Raw genomic sequence first — 15,349 nt, 5'->3', positions numbered from 1 at the left:
TACAGGGAGAAATGTATGTTTGCTAAATTTGCGAATCGGATGACGATCAAACAAATGTTTGTATCGCTATTTGTGTGTGTAGTGGTGCTGGTTGGCATCATGACGGTGGTACAGATGCAACTGGCCGAGAGTACCAATGTACTGAATCAGGCATTTAAAAATCGCTACATCTCCTACCAGCTGGCAGATGAGCTGCGTCAGAGCTCGGATGACCTGACCCGCTTGGCTCGTACTTTCGTGATGACGGGCGAGCCCAAATATGAACAGCAGTATTTTGACATTCTGGACATCCGCAACGGTAAAAAGCCACGTCCGCAAGATTACAACCGGATTTACTGGGACTTTGTAGCGGCAGACGGCCAGAAACCTCGTCCGGATAGCGGCGACCAGATTGCATTGCTGGATCTGATGAAACAAAACGGCTTTACCGACGATGAACTGGCCAAACTGGCAGAAGCGGGGGCCAAATCTGATGCACTGGTCAAGACCGAAACCATTGCCATGAATGCACGCAAAGGTTTGGTAGATGACGGTACCGGCAAGTTTGTGCCGGGAACGGCAGACGTTGAAGCCGCCAAGGCCATGATGCATGACGCGAAATACCATCAGGAAAAAGCCAAGATCATGAAGCCGATCGATGACTTCTTCGTGATGCTGGACAAGCGTACATCCGGGGATGTGGCAGCCGCAGAAGCAAAGAATACCACCTTGAAAGGCACGCTCTATGTCTGTCTGGCCGTGATGCTGGGCATTCTGGTATTTGCGCTGGGTATTACGTATCGCGTGCTGATGAACCAATTGGGCAGCGAGCCGGCTTATGCAGCAGAAGTGATCAAGAAAATTGCGGAGGGTGACCTGACGACGCAAGTGAGCACCCATGCGCATGACCATGGCAGTGTGCTGGTTGCCATCAAATCCATGGCAGCGAACCTGTCCAATATCATGGGTCAGGTAAGAGGTGCAGCCGACAGCCTGTCCGGTTCATCCGAGCAAGTTGCTGAAACGGCCCAAAGCCTGAGTCAGGCCACCAGTGAACAAGCAGCGAGTGTGGAAGAAACCAGCGCATCGGTTGAGCAGATGTCTGCTTCCGTACACCAGAACGCAGAAAACGCCAAAGTGACAGACGGCATGGCCACACAGGCCTCCGGACAAGCCACGCAGGGCGGCGAAGCGGTTAAAGCCACCGTATCTGCCATGAAACAGATCGCAGCCAAAATCGGCATTATTGATGATATCGCTTACCAGACTAACCTGTTGGCGCTGAACGCTGCCATTGAGGCAGCCCGTGCCGGTGAGCATGGCAAAGGTTTTGCCGTAGTAGCTGCCGAGGTGCGCAAACTGGCAGAACGCAGCCAGGTAGCGGCACAGGAAATTGGTGAAGTGGCCGGCAGTAGCGTGCAACTTGCAGAGCGTGCCGGCCAGTTGCTGGACGAAATGGTACCCGCCATTAACCGTACGTCAGATCTGGTGCAAGAAATTACGGCGGCCTCAGAAGAACAGTCTACTGGTCTGACACAAGTGAATACGGCCATGACGCAGATGAACCAGATCACCCAGCAGAATGCGACAGCATCGGAAGAGCTGGCAGCTACGGCAGAAGAGATGAGCAGCCAGGCAGAGCAACTGCAAGAACTGATTGCGTTCTTTAAGGTGAATTCAAACAGTGGATCGTCTGCCGGTCATCAGGAAGTTCGCAAAGCCAGAAAATCAGGTTCAAAAACAAGTATTGGCGGCTTTGCCTCCGCAACGGCGGCGGCATCAGTGTCTGAATCTGACTTTACACGTTTCTAGGAGTATCAGGCATGAGTTCACTGGTGAAAGTGGAACAAAAAGGACCAGCGGCAGCTGTAGCCCTGCCGGAGGAGAGTCAATACCTGACGTTCCTTCTGGGGGGCGACATGTTTGCCATTGGCATCCTGAATATCAAGGAGATTATCGAGTACGGACACCTGACGTCCGTACCGATGATGCCAGAGTTCATCCGCGGGGTGATCAACCTGCGCGGACGGGTCGTACCGGTGGTGGATTTGCGTTCACGGTTTGGCAAACCTTCATCAGAAGTCACCAAACGTACTTGTATCGTGATTATCGAGGTGCAGGTTGAGGGTAGTGCTGATGAAGACCCGGTGACCCAGGACATCGGTGTGATTGTGGATTCGGTCTCTGAGGTGCTGGAAATTGCCGCACAGGATATCGAACCGCCACCGGCGTTTGGCGCACATATCCGTACTGACTTTATCCGCGGGATGGGTAAGGTGAATGGTGAGTTTGTGATTATTCTTAGCGTAGAAAACGTATTGTCAGTCGAAGAAATGGCCATGCTGGAAAAGGCCGCAGAAGTAGTTGCAGCATAGAGTATCTCTCCGCTTGGGGTGCTCTTCGCAGAAGAGCACCACTTTTTTGGCGGAAGCATCTATTTGGTTTAAGGCGAGCATTGGCCGTTTTTGCGTGCCGGCAACATATCAGGATTGATCAGCTGCACCAAACGGAAGGCAGCATCAGTTTCAAATGGGTAAACCGGGTTTACCAAAAAATTATTAGGGATGCTATTGATGAAGTTAAAAATCAATTCAATCAAGATGCAACTGATCATCGCGATCTCGTTGGTTCTTTTTATTACCTTGGGTACGTCGTCTTTTGTTTTTTATACCAATACCCATGACTTTATCAATCAGCGCATTGAAAACTCAGAAATGCCTGCCACCTTGGCAAGCATTCGCAATCAGATCGAACAACAAATTGCGGGGCCGTTGTCTGCCTCTCGTGTCATGGTCAATGACCCGATGCTGTATGAATGGATTGCCGCAGGAGAACCGGCTGAGCGGCTGGAATCCTGGAAAAACTATGGCAAAGCCTTGGTGAAGGTTAATAACGCCGATTTCGTATCGTTTGTGTCAGTCAAAAGTGCCCACTATTACAGCCAGGACGGATTGCTGAAAACCGTTAGTGAAAGTGACCCGGGTGACGGGTGGTTCTTTAATTTTCTGAAAAGTGGTGCAGAGTCCGAGCTGAATCTGGACCCGTCACAAACCAACCCGAATGAAATGATGATGTACATCAACGTTCGGGGCAAAGATGCCCAAGGCAATGAAGCCGTGGGCGGTCTGGGGCTAAAAGCATCCCGCATGGCCGAGCAAATCCGCAAGGTACAAGTGGGTCAGCAGGGCCAGGCCATGCTGGTCAAAGCCGATGGCCAGATTCTGGTGCATCGTGACAGCTCGCTGATTGCCAAGAAAAAGCTGGCCGATTTGCCTGGCATGGCAGACGTTGCCAAATCCCTGTTGCAACCGGGTGACTTTAACATTGGCCACTATAAGGCCATGGATGGTAACCATATTGTGGCGTCTTCTTATGTGCCAACACTGAACAGTTATGTGGTGGTGGAGTTACCAGAGTCAGAAATTACCGGCCCGGTGCAGGCCATGCTGATGAAAATGATCGCACTGATGTTACTGATGGGTCTGGCGGGGCTGGCCCTCATGGTCTGGATTGCACGCCGCATTGGTGAGCCTATTTCAAGCGTGGCAAAGTCTCTGGACCGGCTGGCTAACGGAGATTTGACACAGGAAGTCCAGGTAACGGCCAAGGCAGGCGAGATTTACATCTTGCAGCATGCGATGCAGCGGATGGCGACCCGTTTGTCGGCCACCATGCAAGAAATCAAGACAGCGAGCCAGGAGATAACACATGCGGCTAAAGAAGTGAACTCCTCCGCCCACTCATTGAGCGGGTCGGCCAGTTCACAGGCAGCCAGTGTCGAGCAGACCAGTGCATCCATGGAGCAAATTTCGGCATCGGTAAACTCCAATAATGAAAATGCCCAGATTACCCGCCAGATTGCAACCCAGGCGGCGGAATACGTGCAAGAAAGTGGTCAGGCCACCAAGAATACCGAAGCAGCCATGCGTGAAATTGCCAAGAAGATTGGCATTGTGGATGAAATTGCCTACCAGACCAATTTGCTGGCCTTGAATGCAGCCATCGAGGCTGCCCGCGCAGGCGAGCATGGCAAGGGTTTTGCGGTTGTAGCGGCAGAGGTTCGCCGCCTGGCAGGCAGAAGTCAGGAAGCGTCGCAAGAAATTGGTGCATTGGCGGCCAACAGTCTGGAACTGGCGCAATACGCGGGCGAGCTGCTGGAAAAAATGGTACCGACCATTGAAAAAACCGCGAGTCTGATTGAAGAAATTTCTGCCGCATCTCAAGAACAGGCGATTGGCATTACCCAGGTGAATCAGGCAATCGGGCAGATTACGATTTCCACCGCCTCTAATGCGTCTGCATCCGAAGAATTGTCCGCAACTTCATCGTTGCTGGCTGATCAGGCCGACACTCTGGATGGGCATATTTCATTCTTCAAACTGAAGTAAAACAGGCTGAATGTCTGTGTTGCAGGCTGGTGGGGTACCCCACCAGCGTTGTTGATTCACTTTGCGCCGGTCATTCGGGTAGACCGAAACCCGGCAGGGGTTCATGAGTTATGTACGGTGCAGTCATTACTGATCAGGAGTTTCTCCAGCTGAAGAACTGGATATACCAGCAGGCGGGTATAGCAATGTCGGATGCCAAAAAAGCCCTGATCTGCAGCCGGCTGACCAAACGGCTTAACCACTACCAGCTGCCTAACTACAGCGAATATTTCAAGCTGCTGACCGGCAATGCCCACCCGCAAGAGCGCCAGATTGCACTGGATTTGTTAACCACCAACGAGACGTATTTTTTTCGGGAACCCAAGCATTTCCACTTTTTGAGCCAGTGTGCCCAAACCGAACTTGTCCCGGGCAAACCGTTTCGGGTATGGAGTGCGGCCAGCTCTTACGGGCAGGAAGCCTATTCTATTGCCATGGTGCTGGCCGACCGTTTGGGTGGGCGACCATGGGAAGTCTTTGCGTCTGATATCAGTTCGCGCGTGCTGGAAAAAGCCAAAACCGGGCATTACCCGATTGAGCAAATCCAGCATATTCCCAAGCACTATCTGACTGAGTATTGCCTGAAAGGATCGGGCGCTCAGGAAGGTACCTTTTTGATGTCTGCCGAACTGCGCAAGCGCACCCGTTTTGACATGATCAATCTGACAAATAATTTGCCTGATATTGGTCTCTTTGATGTGATCTTTTTGCGTAACGTAATGATTTACTTTGATTTACAGACCAAGCATGACGTAGTGAAACGTCTGGTCAAACAGTTAAGGCCCGGGGGCTATCTTTTTATTGGTCATTCCGAGAGTTTGAATGGCGTATATGAGGGGCTGGAAGCGATTGCCCCTGCCATTTACCGGAAAAATTGATCAAGAAGCCACATATAACGTCTCTGATTGACTGGATGGGATCTTCATATGAAATACAGGCTGGAAGTCTTAAAAATGAACCAGGCCATGATAAGGCAGGGTTTTACCAGAGCCGCACTCGCAGAAAAGGTTGGGGTGAGTCCTGCCTGTATCACGCACTGGTGTAAAAGTACCTATAAACCAAGCCCGAAACATATCTTGAAGCTAGCAAATGCCCTCCATCTGAGTGTTGAGGAACTGGTTCATCTGGAGCAGGCAGACTAGTGATTGGCGATGATTTGATACATCCTGCCACGCTGACAAGCAAGGGCTGGCATCTTAAAACATCCTGCCTCGTATGATTTGGACATTTACTAAAACCGTAGCGAGTTGTGCCAGATTTGATTGTTTGGGAGCAGTGCCAGTGAAGCTGGAAGTTGAGTACCAAAAAGAGTATGCCGTTATAAAGCTGTCCGGAAAGTTTACCTACGCTGCACGCAAGCTGTTTACCGATGCCTATAAAGAGCTGCTGTATGCATCCCCGTATACCACCATTCACATCGATTTTTCCATGATCGATTATCTGGACAGTGCTGCACTTGGCATGCTGCTTTTGTTAAAGGAACGGTCAGAAGAAAGCGGTAAACAAGTCATCATCACCAACTGCAGTGGCTTTCCGCTGGATCTGATGAACATTGCCGGGTTTACAAGGATTTTTCAGATGGCAAACTAGCAGCTTAAACCATCCTCACTCACAAAACCTTCTCTAGGCAATCGTGATGGGCACACATAACTTATAACCCACGCCCCGGATTGCCTTGAGACAATTGTCTTGTGCGCCCACCGTGCGTAATTTCTTCCGCAACCCGGACAACCTGACTTCAAGGCTCGCTTCATTGAAGTTCACCTCATATTGGCCAAAGTTCACCATCACCTGCCAGCGTTCCAGCATTTGTTCAGGCGCTTGAGCCAGTGAAATCAGGACTTTGGCCTCGTTTTGCGATAAATCACAGTGGCCGTTCGGCCCGGTCAGGCGTAGGCGCTGGCTATTCAATACCAGGCTGTGAGGCTGCTGTGTTTGTGGTTTCAGCCTTCTGGCCAGCGATGCAATAGTGGCCAACAATACGTCCGGGTCAATCGGTTTGGTCAGGTAAATATCGGCACCCGCATCATATCCCGCCACCTGGTCCTGAATCTGATGTCTGGCAGTGACCATGATGATGCCGATATGGGTATTGGCATGGCGTAAGCGTTTGGCCAGCGTCATGCCATCTTCCCCGGGCAGGTTAAGGTCCAGAATATAGAGCTCAGGGATGATCGTGGTCTGAAGATCATTGATGTCTTCGGCAGACGCAGCGCCAATGACCCTGTGACCTTCTGCCAGCAAGACATCAATGGTGGCTTCTCTCAGGTCATCATTATCTTCTACCAGGATGATATTCAGGCGGGAAGGCATACTTCAAATCTCACATGTGTTCGTGACGGCATATAGGTGATGGAGCCACCCAGCAAATAAACGAGCTGTTGCACAATAAACAAACCCAGCCCGGAGCCAACCTGATGGTAGGCGTTCTGGCTGCGGTAAAACTTGGTGAACAGTTTTTCCGGATCGGGCCAGCCGGCCAGGCCAGGATAGTTGCTGATGACTATCTGTACATTCGTCATGGCCTCGCCATCATGGTTGGCCATGACTTCTACATTGACTGTACTGTTGGTCGGACTGTATTTGCAGGCATTATCAATCAGATTATTGAGCACAATGGCCAGAATCTGCGGGTCTGTATTGACGATCAAAGGGTCCGGACATTTGATGGCGATATTGTGCGGGTCTCTGCTGAGTTGCTGCTGACGTAACAGCTCTTCATGCAGGTTGGATGCCCGGATGATGGGGGTCAGCTTTTTATCCAATACCTTGCTGGCATCAATACAGCGTTCGATGACGCCATTCATGTCACGAATGGCTCTTTTCATGCTATCCACCGTACTGTCTGACGCCGGAAGTTTGCCAATACGCATGTTCAGGATGGCAAGCGGGGTTTTTAGCTCGTGTGCCAGCATGGAAAACAGGTTTTCCTGTTCAAGCCGATAATTCTTCTCTTGAATGGCAGATTGTTCTGCCAGCATGACTTGCACCAGATTTTGCTGTTGCAGCAGCAACTGTTTTTTCCGGATGTGGTTAAAGTAAAACGACATGATTAACAACGAGTTAATGAAGTAAATGATGCCACCCATCGGAACCAGGCTATCCCTTACCTGGTTTAATTTGATCAGCCCCATGATAGATAAACTGGTAGCAAAAAAGCCCAGATAAATAGAGCCATAAACTAGCAATATATACTTTTTAGGCACCACAAAATCATCAGATATCTTGTCGCGATGCTTGACGTAAATAATTAAAATGCAGGCAAGGCTCAATACCGAATCAGTGATCAGCGTATAGCCGCTTATTTGATATGCAAGATATGACTGGTCCAGAATTACCAGCGCCAAAGCAATGGGTGGAAATACGGCCAGCCATGCAGAAGCCTTCATGATCCAGTGCGAATAGGCATATCGCCTGAAAAAATAACCCTCAAAGATAAATGCAAATGCAATAAATGTAACGATGGTGCCATCGAGTATTTTATTGAGACTTACCGGGGGCAAAACGCCATCCAGCAGCGGCCTTGCATAACCGGTAATAAAAAACATAAACAGGAAAGTACCAATTTGCCGGATGGTAAACAGCAAGATGAGCTTGTCTTTGTTGATAATCCAGGCATATATGGTCAATGCAATGGCAAAAAAGATGATGAACAGATTGATGGCTACCAGGTTCTGCTGGATCTTGTCCAGGGAAATGGTGTCAGCGACACTCAGCACCTTGATATCGGCCATGGTTGGCGTGGCAGTCTTTATCCTGAGCCATACATAGCGGATATTGTCTGTACGCGGAATCACAAAATTGAAATTGATCGACTGATATTCATCGTGGCTGGCGCCATATAACATACCCGTTACCCGGGTAAGCGCCGTTTTTTCCTGCGGGTCAAACAGACGTATTTCATCCAGATATCCGGGTGTAATACGTACAATCAATTGTCTGTCATCATGAATTTTGGAAAAGACCGGCACATAGCCGCGACTATCCACTTTCAAACGAATCCAGAAAGCAGATCTGCTAACCCCTTTGTTGAGGATTCCCCGATAAGCATGAAATGGCTGCTGCCTGACCTGCTCCCATGTCTGGGTGCCGGACGTATCTTCATACCAGGCCTTTTCAATTGCGAAGTCTCTCGCACTTGCTGTATTGGCAAGGGCAAAAAAGACAAATATCAGAAAGCCGAATAAAAAACGGGTCATGAGAAACAGTGGGGCAGGTTTTTGACAGAAAACATCAAGCGTTACTTGAGAGTGAGGCCAAAGAATGATGCAGATATCAGAAAAGTTCAAGTTATTTGTCGCTGGATGATACACGCAATTCATGCATGCCTTTAAAGCACAACATATCTCTTAATCAAGACCATATACCGGACCATGTATAAAGAGTCTGAAATCCGGATTTCCTTTTCCCCAAAAATCAATTGTATTATTTTATTGGCATTTATATCGTCGCCAAAACTTGGCAGAACACTGTGCGGATGAAGCATCAGGTTTTTTTGCAGAAAACTTAACCAACAGGGCATTTTTTTCTTGGTGACATGCATCATAATGGTGCACTCTCGGCACCATGTTTTCCAAAATGGTGCATCGCCGTTAAAAAATAATCATGTAATGTGTGTAAGCGCAAACAGAGGGAATGGTACGCACCGTCTGAACGCTGTTGATGGATTTGTCATGCCTGAAAATATGAATACCTGGTTAAGAACGTTTATCCCGATGGAAATTACCGCCAGTGTCAAAGAACGGATACTGGGCTGCCTTGGCGCATTTATCGGCATTTTTTGTACGGAGCTCGTTAGCAGGCATTTGCTGCTGGGGTTTAACCCTTGGTTCATCGCCCCGATGGGCGCCTCTGCCGTCTTGTTGTTTGCGGTACCATCCAGCCCGATGGCACAGCCATGGCCCATGCTGGCCGGTAATCTGGTCTCTGCGCTGGTCGGGGTTGGCGTGACACTGTTTCTGGGGCCGACTGGGTTTACTGCTGCCATTGCGGTTGCGCTGGCCATTGGCGTGATGTTCAAGTTACGCTGCCTGCACCCGCCAGGCGGGGCCATTGCAGTGTCTGCCGTATTTGGCGGGTCGCATGTTTTGGCCATGGGTTACCATTACGCCATTGGCCCTGTCTTTGTGAACTCTCTGCTATTGCTGGTGTGTGCGCTGGTGTTCAATGCACTTGCCGGCCGGCGTTATCCGCATCGCCCGCAAAGCCACCCCAATCATCACCAGACATCAGACCCAAGCCCAAGTCAGCGAAGTGGCATTACCCATGAAGATCTGGAAGCCGTGCTGACAGCGCGGGGCGAGTTGCTCGATATCAGCAAGGATGATCTGGAAAACATTCTGGAGCAGGCAGCCATTAGGGCAGGGCAACGGCGCATGGGCGATATTCGCTGTCAGGATGTCATGTCGCGAGATGTGGTGGTGGTACATGAGGATGACTCCATCTTGAAAGCCTGGGCCAAACTGGCCAAACACAAAGTGAAGGCCATCCCCGTGGTGGACGAGTCCTCTGTATTGCAGGGCATTGTCTCCTTGCACGATTTCTTTATCGATCACGACAAACGTCTGATTGCCTCTCCGCTGGCCGAACGTGGTAGCCAGAAAATCAGCACCCTGATGACCACGTTTGTGAAAGTGGCGCATGCAGATCAATCCGTGATGTCATTGGCACACCTGTTTTCTGACGGTGGCCTGCACCATTTGCCGGTAGTAGATGAGCACCGGAAAGTCATCGGCATGCTGACACAGTCTGATCTGGTGGCTGCATTGGTGAATACCATCGTCAAAATGGAATAAACTGGTAATCTAAGCTTTCTGCCACACGGCATTGGAGTTGAGATGACCCAGACACAAGAAGCCTCCCGTATCCCGAAAGCGCTAACGGCAATCTCTGTCTTGTTGCTGTTGGCGCTACTGGTCTCTGGCTGGCGTCCATTTGACCGGGCGACCTGGCTGCTGGAGGTCTTCCCTGTCCTGATTGCCTTGCCGCTACTGTGGGGCAGCTACGCACGTTTTCCGCTAACCAACCTGCTGTATGGCTGCATTGCCCTGCATGCACTGGTACTGATGCTGGGCGGTGCTTACACCTATGCCCGTGTGCCACTGGGGTTCGAGTTACAATCCTGGCTGCATTTGCAGCGCAATCCTTACGACAAGATCGGCCATTTCTTTCAGGGTTTTGTGCCTGCGCTGGTGGCCAGAGAGATTTTCTTGCGCAAAGGCGTTGTCATTGGCCGCAAGATGCAGGCGTTTCTGGCGATTTGTGTGGTGATGCTGATCAGTTCCAGTTACGAATTGATCGAATGGGGTGCTGCCGTGGCATTGGGGCAGGGAGCGGATGAATTTTTGGGTACACAGGGTGACCCATGGGATACGCAGTCTGACATGCTGTTTGCGCTGATCGGGTCCATGGTGAGCCTGGCGCTGATGTCCCGTTGGCATGACCGGCAGATCCGGTGCATGTTACAACCCGAAGCGGGTTAATAGAAGCATAAGCCAAGCGTCCCCAGCACCAGCCACAGCCACCCGGTCACCGTCCATCTTAACCAGTTTGGGGCGCGTTTTAACCCCATGAACTGGTCAATGATGATCTGGCCCTTGGTGAGCGTGGTAATGGCCAAACCTGCCAGCAGGTAGTGTTCTACTTCCAGCCATCTGGGTGCCATCAGGGCGATGAGGGTAAGTGCCGTCAGCAAGCCCCACTGTATGTAAAATCCTGTTTTCATTTCATGTATCTTCTTAAGTTACATTCACAATATATTGTTTTTAATCACTTAGTTTATCTGATGAGATAAACCAGCGGAAACAACACAATCCAGACCAGATCGACCATATGCCAGTAACTGGTAGCGGTTTCAACGCCCGCAGTTTGGCCGTTACGGTAATGGCCTTGCTGCAGTTTGATCCAGACTGCGGCAATAATGACCATGCCAAGGATGACGTGCAAAAAGTGGAAAAAGGTCAGAAACAGATAGAACATCCAGAAGTTGTCCGTAGACAAGGTGTAGCCCTGGCCCAGATAAGACGCGAACTCCATGAGTTTGTTAACCACAAACAGCACGCCGCTGGCAAACGTCGCGACCAGAAAAATACTACCTTGGCGGTATTGCAGACGGGCGATAGCATGTGCGGCCAATACGGCGGTGCCGGAGCCGGTAATCAGAAACAGGGTATTCCACGCGGCCTGGCCAGCATGCAGATGGGTTTGTCCGGCATTAAACAGGGCAGGGTCTGCAAAGCGGGTAATGCCGTAGCAGATAAACAGCACGCCAAATACCAGCAACTCTGCCAGTATGAAGAACCACATGGCCAGATCGCCAGGGATACTCTTCTGGGGTGTTGCTTGCAGGGTGAGGGTAGTCATCATGAGCCTCCAGCGGATTGCTGCAAAAAAACAGGGCGGCACGAATGCCGCCCCAAACAAACCCGCCAGTCACACGGCAGAGCGGGTCTAACCTTTATCGCCAGTTAATCAGGCATTGGCGGTTTTGCGTTCTTTGATAAAGAAGCTGATCACATACAGCACCAGGCCAACAGCAAAGATCACGCCGCTGAATTCACGCAACCAGTAGAACAGGCGCAACTGGTCTTGCGTATCCATAAAGGACATTGGTGTGGCAGAAATCCGTTGTAACCAGACTTGCAGGATGCCGGCCGCAGTCAGGAACAGGGTAATGAACACCATGGCGATGGTCATTAGCCAGAAAGACCACATTTCCAGAACCTGAGCACGGTTGCTGTTGGCTTCACGGCCACGCAACAGCGGCATCGCATAGCTGATCATGGTAATCACCACCATCACATACGCACCGTAGAAAGCCATGTGGCCGTGTGCGGCGGTAATTTGTGAACCGTGGGTGTAGTAGTTCACTGGTGCCAGCGTATGCAGGAAGCCCCACACACCAGCGCCCAGGAAAGACATCACGCCAGTACCCAGTGCCCACAAGGTGGCAGCCTTGTTAGGATGCTCGCGGCGGCGACGGTTAACCATGTTGAAGGCAAATACAGTCATCATGAAGAACGGGATTGGTTCTAGTGCTGAGAAGATGGAACCCCACCATTGCCAGTAGGCCGGTGTACCAATCCAGAAGTAGTGGTGACCTGTACCGATAATGCCGGTGATAAGGGTCATGGCGATGATCACATACAGCCATTTTTCGATCACTTCACGGTCTACACCGGTAATTTTCACCAGCACAAAGGCCAGCATGGCACCCAGAATCAGTTCCCAGACGCCTTCTACCCATAGATGCACAACCCACCACCAGTAATATTTGTCTTTTACCAGGTTGTTAGGGTTATAGAACGAGAACAGGAAGAATACCGCCAGCCCCCACAGCCCCAGAATCATCACCAGGCTGATACTGGTTTTGCGACCAGCCAGCAGTGTCATGGAGATGTTGAATAGGAACACCAGTGCTACCACCACGATACCTACCTTGGTATAGAGCGGCTGCTCCAGAAACTCCCTGCCCATGGTGGCAACAAGGCCGTTACCGGACCATTTGGCCAGCGTGGCATAGGGCACCGCCAGATAAGACACAACAGTCAGTGCGCCAGCAACCAGAAACACCCAGAACATGAGCTTGGCCAGTTTGGGACTGTACAGCTCTCTTTCTGCTTCTTCAGGAATCATGTAATACGCTGCGCCCATAAAACCGAACAGCAGCCATACAATCAACAGGTTGGTGTGGACCATGCGGGCCACGTTAAAAGGAATGGCAGGGAACAGAAAATCCCCCCAAAGATACTGCAAGCCCATGATCAGGCCAAACAGTATCTGGCCAATGAATAGGCCGATTGCCGCGATGAAGTAAGGCTTCGCGACTGCCTGTGATTGGTACTTCATTGTTTATCTCCCATACGGTAGCGGTTGTTATTCTCTGACGGGTATCTACAGATACCGTGACAGAAAGTCACATTGCTTAACCCTGGATGTTTGGTGGCCAGTTGTTGGTATTGATCCCATTGGTGTATTTGAAGAACTGCACCAGATCATCCAGCTCCTGATCATTAAAGTGGAAATTCGGCATCTGGCGACGGCCAGGGGTGCCGGTTGGCTGAGCCTTGATCCAGGCTTTAATGAAGTCAGGGCCTCTGCGTTTGTAGACGTTACCCAGTTCTGGTGCAAAGTACGCACCTTCACCCAAGAGCGTGTGGCAACCGATACAATCATTGGTTTCCCACAGATACTTGCCCCGTATGACTTGCGGTGTCAGATTCTGGCTGTTATCCCGTTTTGGTAGTGCTTGCTGACTATCAAAAGTAAGGGCCAGGAAAAGTAAAAAGAAAAATGCCGCGCCGCCATAAAAAATGTTTCGGGCGGTGGCTTTGGTAAAACTTCCACTCATGATTCCTCCCTGTGATCCGTTTACGGTGCGATTCGGTGTAAATCGCAACCATGGCCGCACTTTACAAATTAGCGGTGTTATGACGCCTTGATGCGGGTCAACGAAATCGGAAGCCCCCCTCCGTTACACTGCCTCACATGAAAAAAACGCATCGTCAGGTGCAGAAAAGGGAGCGTGTCATGGATTACTTTCCGGTTTTCATGAACTTGCAAGGTCTGCCTGCGCTGGTTGTGGGTGGGGGTGAGGTAGCCTTGCGCAAGGCAAGCCTGCTGGATGACGCCGGCGCGAAGGTCCGTGTGGTGGCACCCGAAGTTTGCCAGGCCATGGCAGACAAAATCGACGCCGCCGGCTGGCACTGGACCCAAAGTGTTTTTGAAACACAGCATCTGGATGATGTGCGGGTAGTGATAGCCGCAACAGACCAACCCGACGTGAACCGCACTGTTTTTGAGGCGGCAGAAGCCCAGCGCCTACCGGTAAACGTCGTAGATCAGCCAGCTTTGTGCCGCTTTATCATGCCCGCGATTGTAGACCGTTCGCCCCTGATGATTGCCGTATCCACCTCTGGTGGCGCACCCGTGCTGGCCAGACATATGCGCACAAAGCTCGAAGGCATCATTCCGCATCAATGGGGCAAGTTGTCCGGTTTAATTGGCAAGTTCCGCGATTCTGCCAAGCGCGTGCTACCCAACCCGGGCGAGCGACGCATGTTCTGGGAGCGGTTGCTGGATGGCCCGATGACGGACATGGCGCTCAACGGCCGAATGGAGCAGGCAGAAACCTTGCTGATCAGCGAACTGGCCAACGCCAAAGAAGAAGCCAAAACGGCCAGAGGTGCGGTGTATCTGGTTGGCGCTGGGCCGGGCAACCCGGATTTGCTCACCTTCCGTGCGCTACGGCTCATGCAGATTGCCGATGTGGTCGTGTATGACAATCTGGTCTCACCCGAAATCGTCAACCTCATCCGCCGGGATGCAGAGCGGATATACGTAGGCAAGGCCAGTAGTCGCCACACCCTGCCGCAAGAAGACATCAACCAGACATTGTTCCGGCTGGCCAAAGAGGGCAAACAAGTGGTGCGCCTGAAAGGCGGGGACCCGTTTATTTTTGGCCGTGGCGGGGAAGAACTGTCTGCGCTGTTGTCACTGGATATTGATATCGAAGTCGTCCCCGGTATTACCGCCGCCTCCGGCGCTGCCTGTTACGCCGGCATACCGCTTACCCACCGGGATTACGCCCAATCCTGTACCTTTGTCACCGGCCACCGTCGGGCAGGGCAAGAAACACTCGACTGGGCCAGACTCACAGCAGACACCGAAACCGTAGTCGTTTACATGGGCGTAGAGCAAGCCCCCGTCATCTGCAAAGAACTGGTCGCCCGTGGCCGACGCCAAGACACGCCTGTGGCCGTGGTCCAGAACGCTACCTTGCCACAACAGCGGGTAGTTACCAGTACATTGGGTGAACTGCCAGAGGCAATTGTGGCCGCAGGTATTCAGTCGCCCGCCGTGATCATTATTGGTGAAGTGGTGAAGTTGCAGGGGGAGTTGGGATGGTTTGGCGGGAAGGAAAACCAGTGATAGGACTAAGGCGT

General features: G+C 51.2%; 15 protein-coding genes. 9 read left to right on the top strand and 6 right to left on the bottom strand.

The features are described 5' to 3' along the window. Window positions 1–39 precede the first annotated feature (39 nt). The 6 genes from F552_RS0111095 (at window position 40) to F552_RS19150 (ending at window position 5,996) form a co-directional block, all read left to right on the top strand. Window positions 40–1,791, top strand: a complete 1,752-nt coding sequence (locus tag F552_RS0111095) for a methyl-accepting chemotaxis protein (RefSeq protein WP_245546681.1) — start codon at window positions 40–42, stop codon at window positions 1,789–1,791. Window positions 1,792–1,802: 11 nt separating this feature from the next. Beyond that, window positions 1,803–2,354, top strand: a complete 552-nt coding sequence (locus tag F552_RS0111090; RefSeq protein ID WP_018151814.1) for a chemotaxis protein CheW — start codon at window positions 1,803–1,805, stop codon at window positions 2,352–2,354. Window positions 2,355–2,552: 198 nt separating this feature from the next. Beyond that, entirely contained in the window at window positions 2,553–4,367 is a 1,815-nt protein-coding gene (locus F552_RS0111080) for a methyl-accepting chemotaxis protein (protein WP_156802290.1), read from the top strand. Between the two features lie 110 nt (window positions 4,368–4,477). Further along, window positions 4,478–5,284: a CheR family methyltransferase gene (locus F552_RS0111075; protein ID WP_018151811.1), complete on the top strand. Its 807-nt coding sequence runs from the start codon at window positions 4,478–4,480 to the stop codon at window positions 5,282–5,284. A gap of 48 nt (window positions 5,285–5,332) precedes the next feature. After that, window positions 5,333–5,548, top strand: coding sequence for a helix-turn-helix transcriptional regulator (locus F552_RS21105; protein ID WP_018151810.1), 216 nt, complete (start codon window positions 5,333–5,335; stop codon window positions 5,546–5,548). A gap of 73 nt (window positions 5,549–5,621) precedes the next feature. Next, window positions 5,622–5,996 (top strand): STAS domain-containing protein, encoded by a 375-nt coding sequence (locus F552_RS19150; protein WP_083917491.1) that lies wholly within the window; start codon window positions 5,622–5,624, stop codon window positions 5,994–5,996. 33 nt (window positions 5,997–6,029) lie between these two features. Here F552_RS19150 and F552_RS0111060 read toward each other — a convergent pair whose 3' ends face one another. Then, entirely contained in the window at window positions 6,030–6,719 is a 690-nt protein-coding gene (locus F552_RS0111060) for a response regulator transcription factor (protein ID WP_018151808.1), read from the bottom strand. Then, window positions 6,704–8,605, bottom strand: coding sequence for a sensor histidine kinase (locus F552_RS0111055; protein WP_018151807.1), 1,902 nt, complete (start codon window positions 8,603–8,605; stop codon window positions 6,704–6,706). The genes F552_RS0111060 and F552_RS0111055 overlap by 16 nt, the downstream gene beginning before the upstream one ends. 474 nt (window positions 8,606–9,079) lie before the next feature. Between F552_RS0111055 and F552_RS0111045 the strand changes: the two genes are divergently transcribed. Continuing rightward, window positions 9,080–10,201: an HPP family protein gene (locus F552_RS0111045; RefSeq protein WP_018151805.1), complete on the top strand. Its 1,122-nt coding sequence runs from the start codon at window positions 9,080–9,082 to the stop codon at window positions 10,199–10,201. 42 nt (window positions 10,202–10,243) lie between these two features. Next, window positions 10,244–10,888: a DUF2238 domain-containing protein gene (locus F552_RS0111040; RefSeq protein ID WP_018151804.1), complete on the top strand. Its 645-nt coding sequence runs from the start codon at window positions 10,244–10,246 to the stop codon at window positions 10,886–10,888. On the opposite strand, the gene F552_RS0111035 is transcribed toward F552_RS0111040, so the two are convergent. The 4 genes from F552_RS0111035 to F552_RS0111020 form a co-directional block, all read right to left on the bottom strand. Next, window positions 10,885–11,130, bottom strand: coding sequence for a cytochrome C oxidase subunit IV family protein (locus F552_RS0111035; RefSeq protein ID WP_018151803.1), 246 nt, complete (start codon window positions 11,128–11,130; stop codon window positions 10,885–10,887). The two genes, F552_RS0111040 and F552_RS0111035, sit on opposite strands and share 4 nt — an antisense overlap. Before the next feature lie 53 nt (window positions 11,131–11,183). Next, the gene (locus F552_RS0111030; RefSeq protein ID WP_018151802.1) at window positions 11,184–11,771 is read right to left on the bottom strand and encodes a cytochrome c oxidase subunit 3; all 588 of its coding nucleotides are present in this window, start codon (window positions 11,769–11,771) and stop codon (window positions 11,184–11,186) included. Between the two features lie 105 nt (window positions 11,772–11,876). Then, window positions 11,877–13,253, bottom strand: a complete 1,377-nt coding sequence (locus F552_RS0111025; RefSeq protein WP_018151801.1) for a cbb3-type cytochrome c oxidase subunit I — start codon at window positions 13,251–13,253, stop codon at window positions 11,877–11,879. 76 nt (window positions 13,254–13,329) lie between these two features. Further along, window positions 13,330–13,755 (bottom strand): c-type cytochrome, encoded by a 426-nt coding sequence (locus F552_RS0111020; protein WP_018151800.1) that lies wholly within the window; start codon window positions 13,753–13,755, stop codon window positions 13,330–13,332. A gap of 179 nt (window positions 13,756–13,934) precedes the next feature. Here F552_RS0111020 and cysG point away from each other — a divergent pair, with 179 nt between their 5' ends. Further along, complete coding sequence (gene cysG / locus F552_RS0111015) at window positions 13,935–15,335, top strand: siroheme synthase CysG (protein ID WP_018151799.1); 1,401 nt, start codon at window positions 13,935–13,937, stop codon at window positions 15,333–15,335. The last annotated feature ends 14 nt before the right edge of the window (window positions 15,336–15,349 follow it).

This window comes from Leeia oryzae DSM 17879 (assembly GCF_000376945.1).
GTDB lineage: Bacteria > Pseudomonadota > Gammaproteobacteria > Burkholderiales > Leeiaceae > Leeia > Leeia oryzae.
Note: the sequence above shows the minus strand (reverse complement) of the source record. Positions and strands in the feature narration are given on the sequence as shown.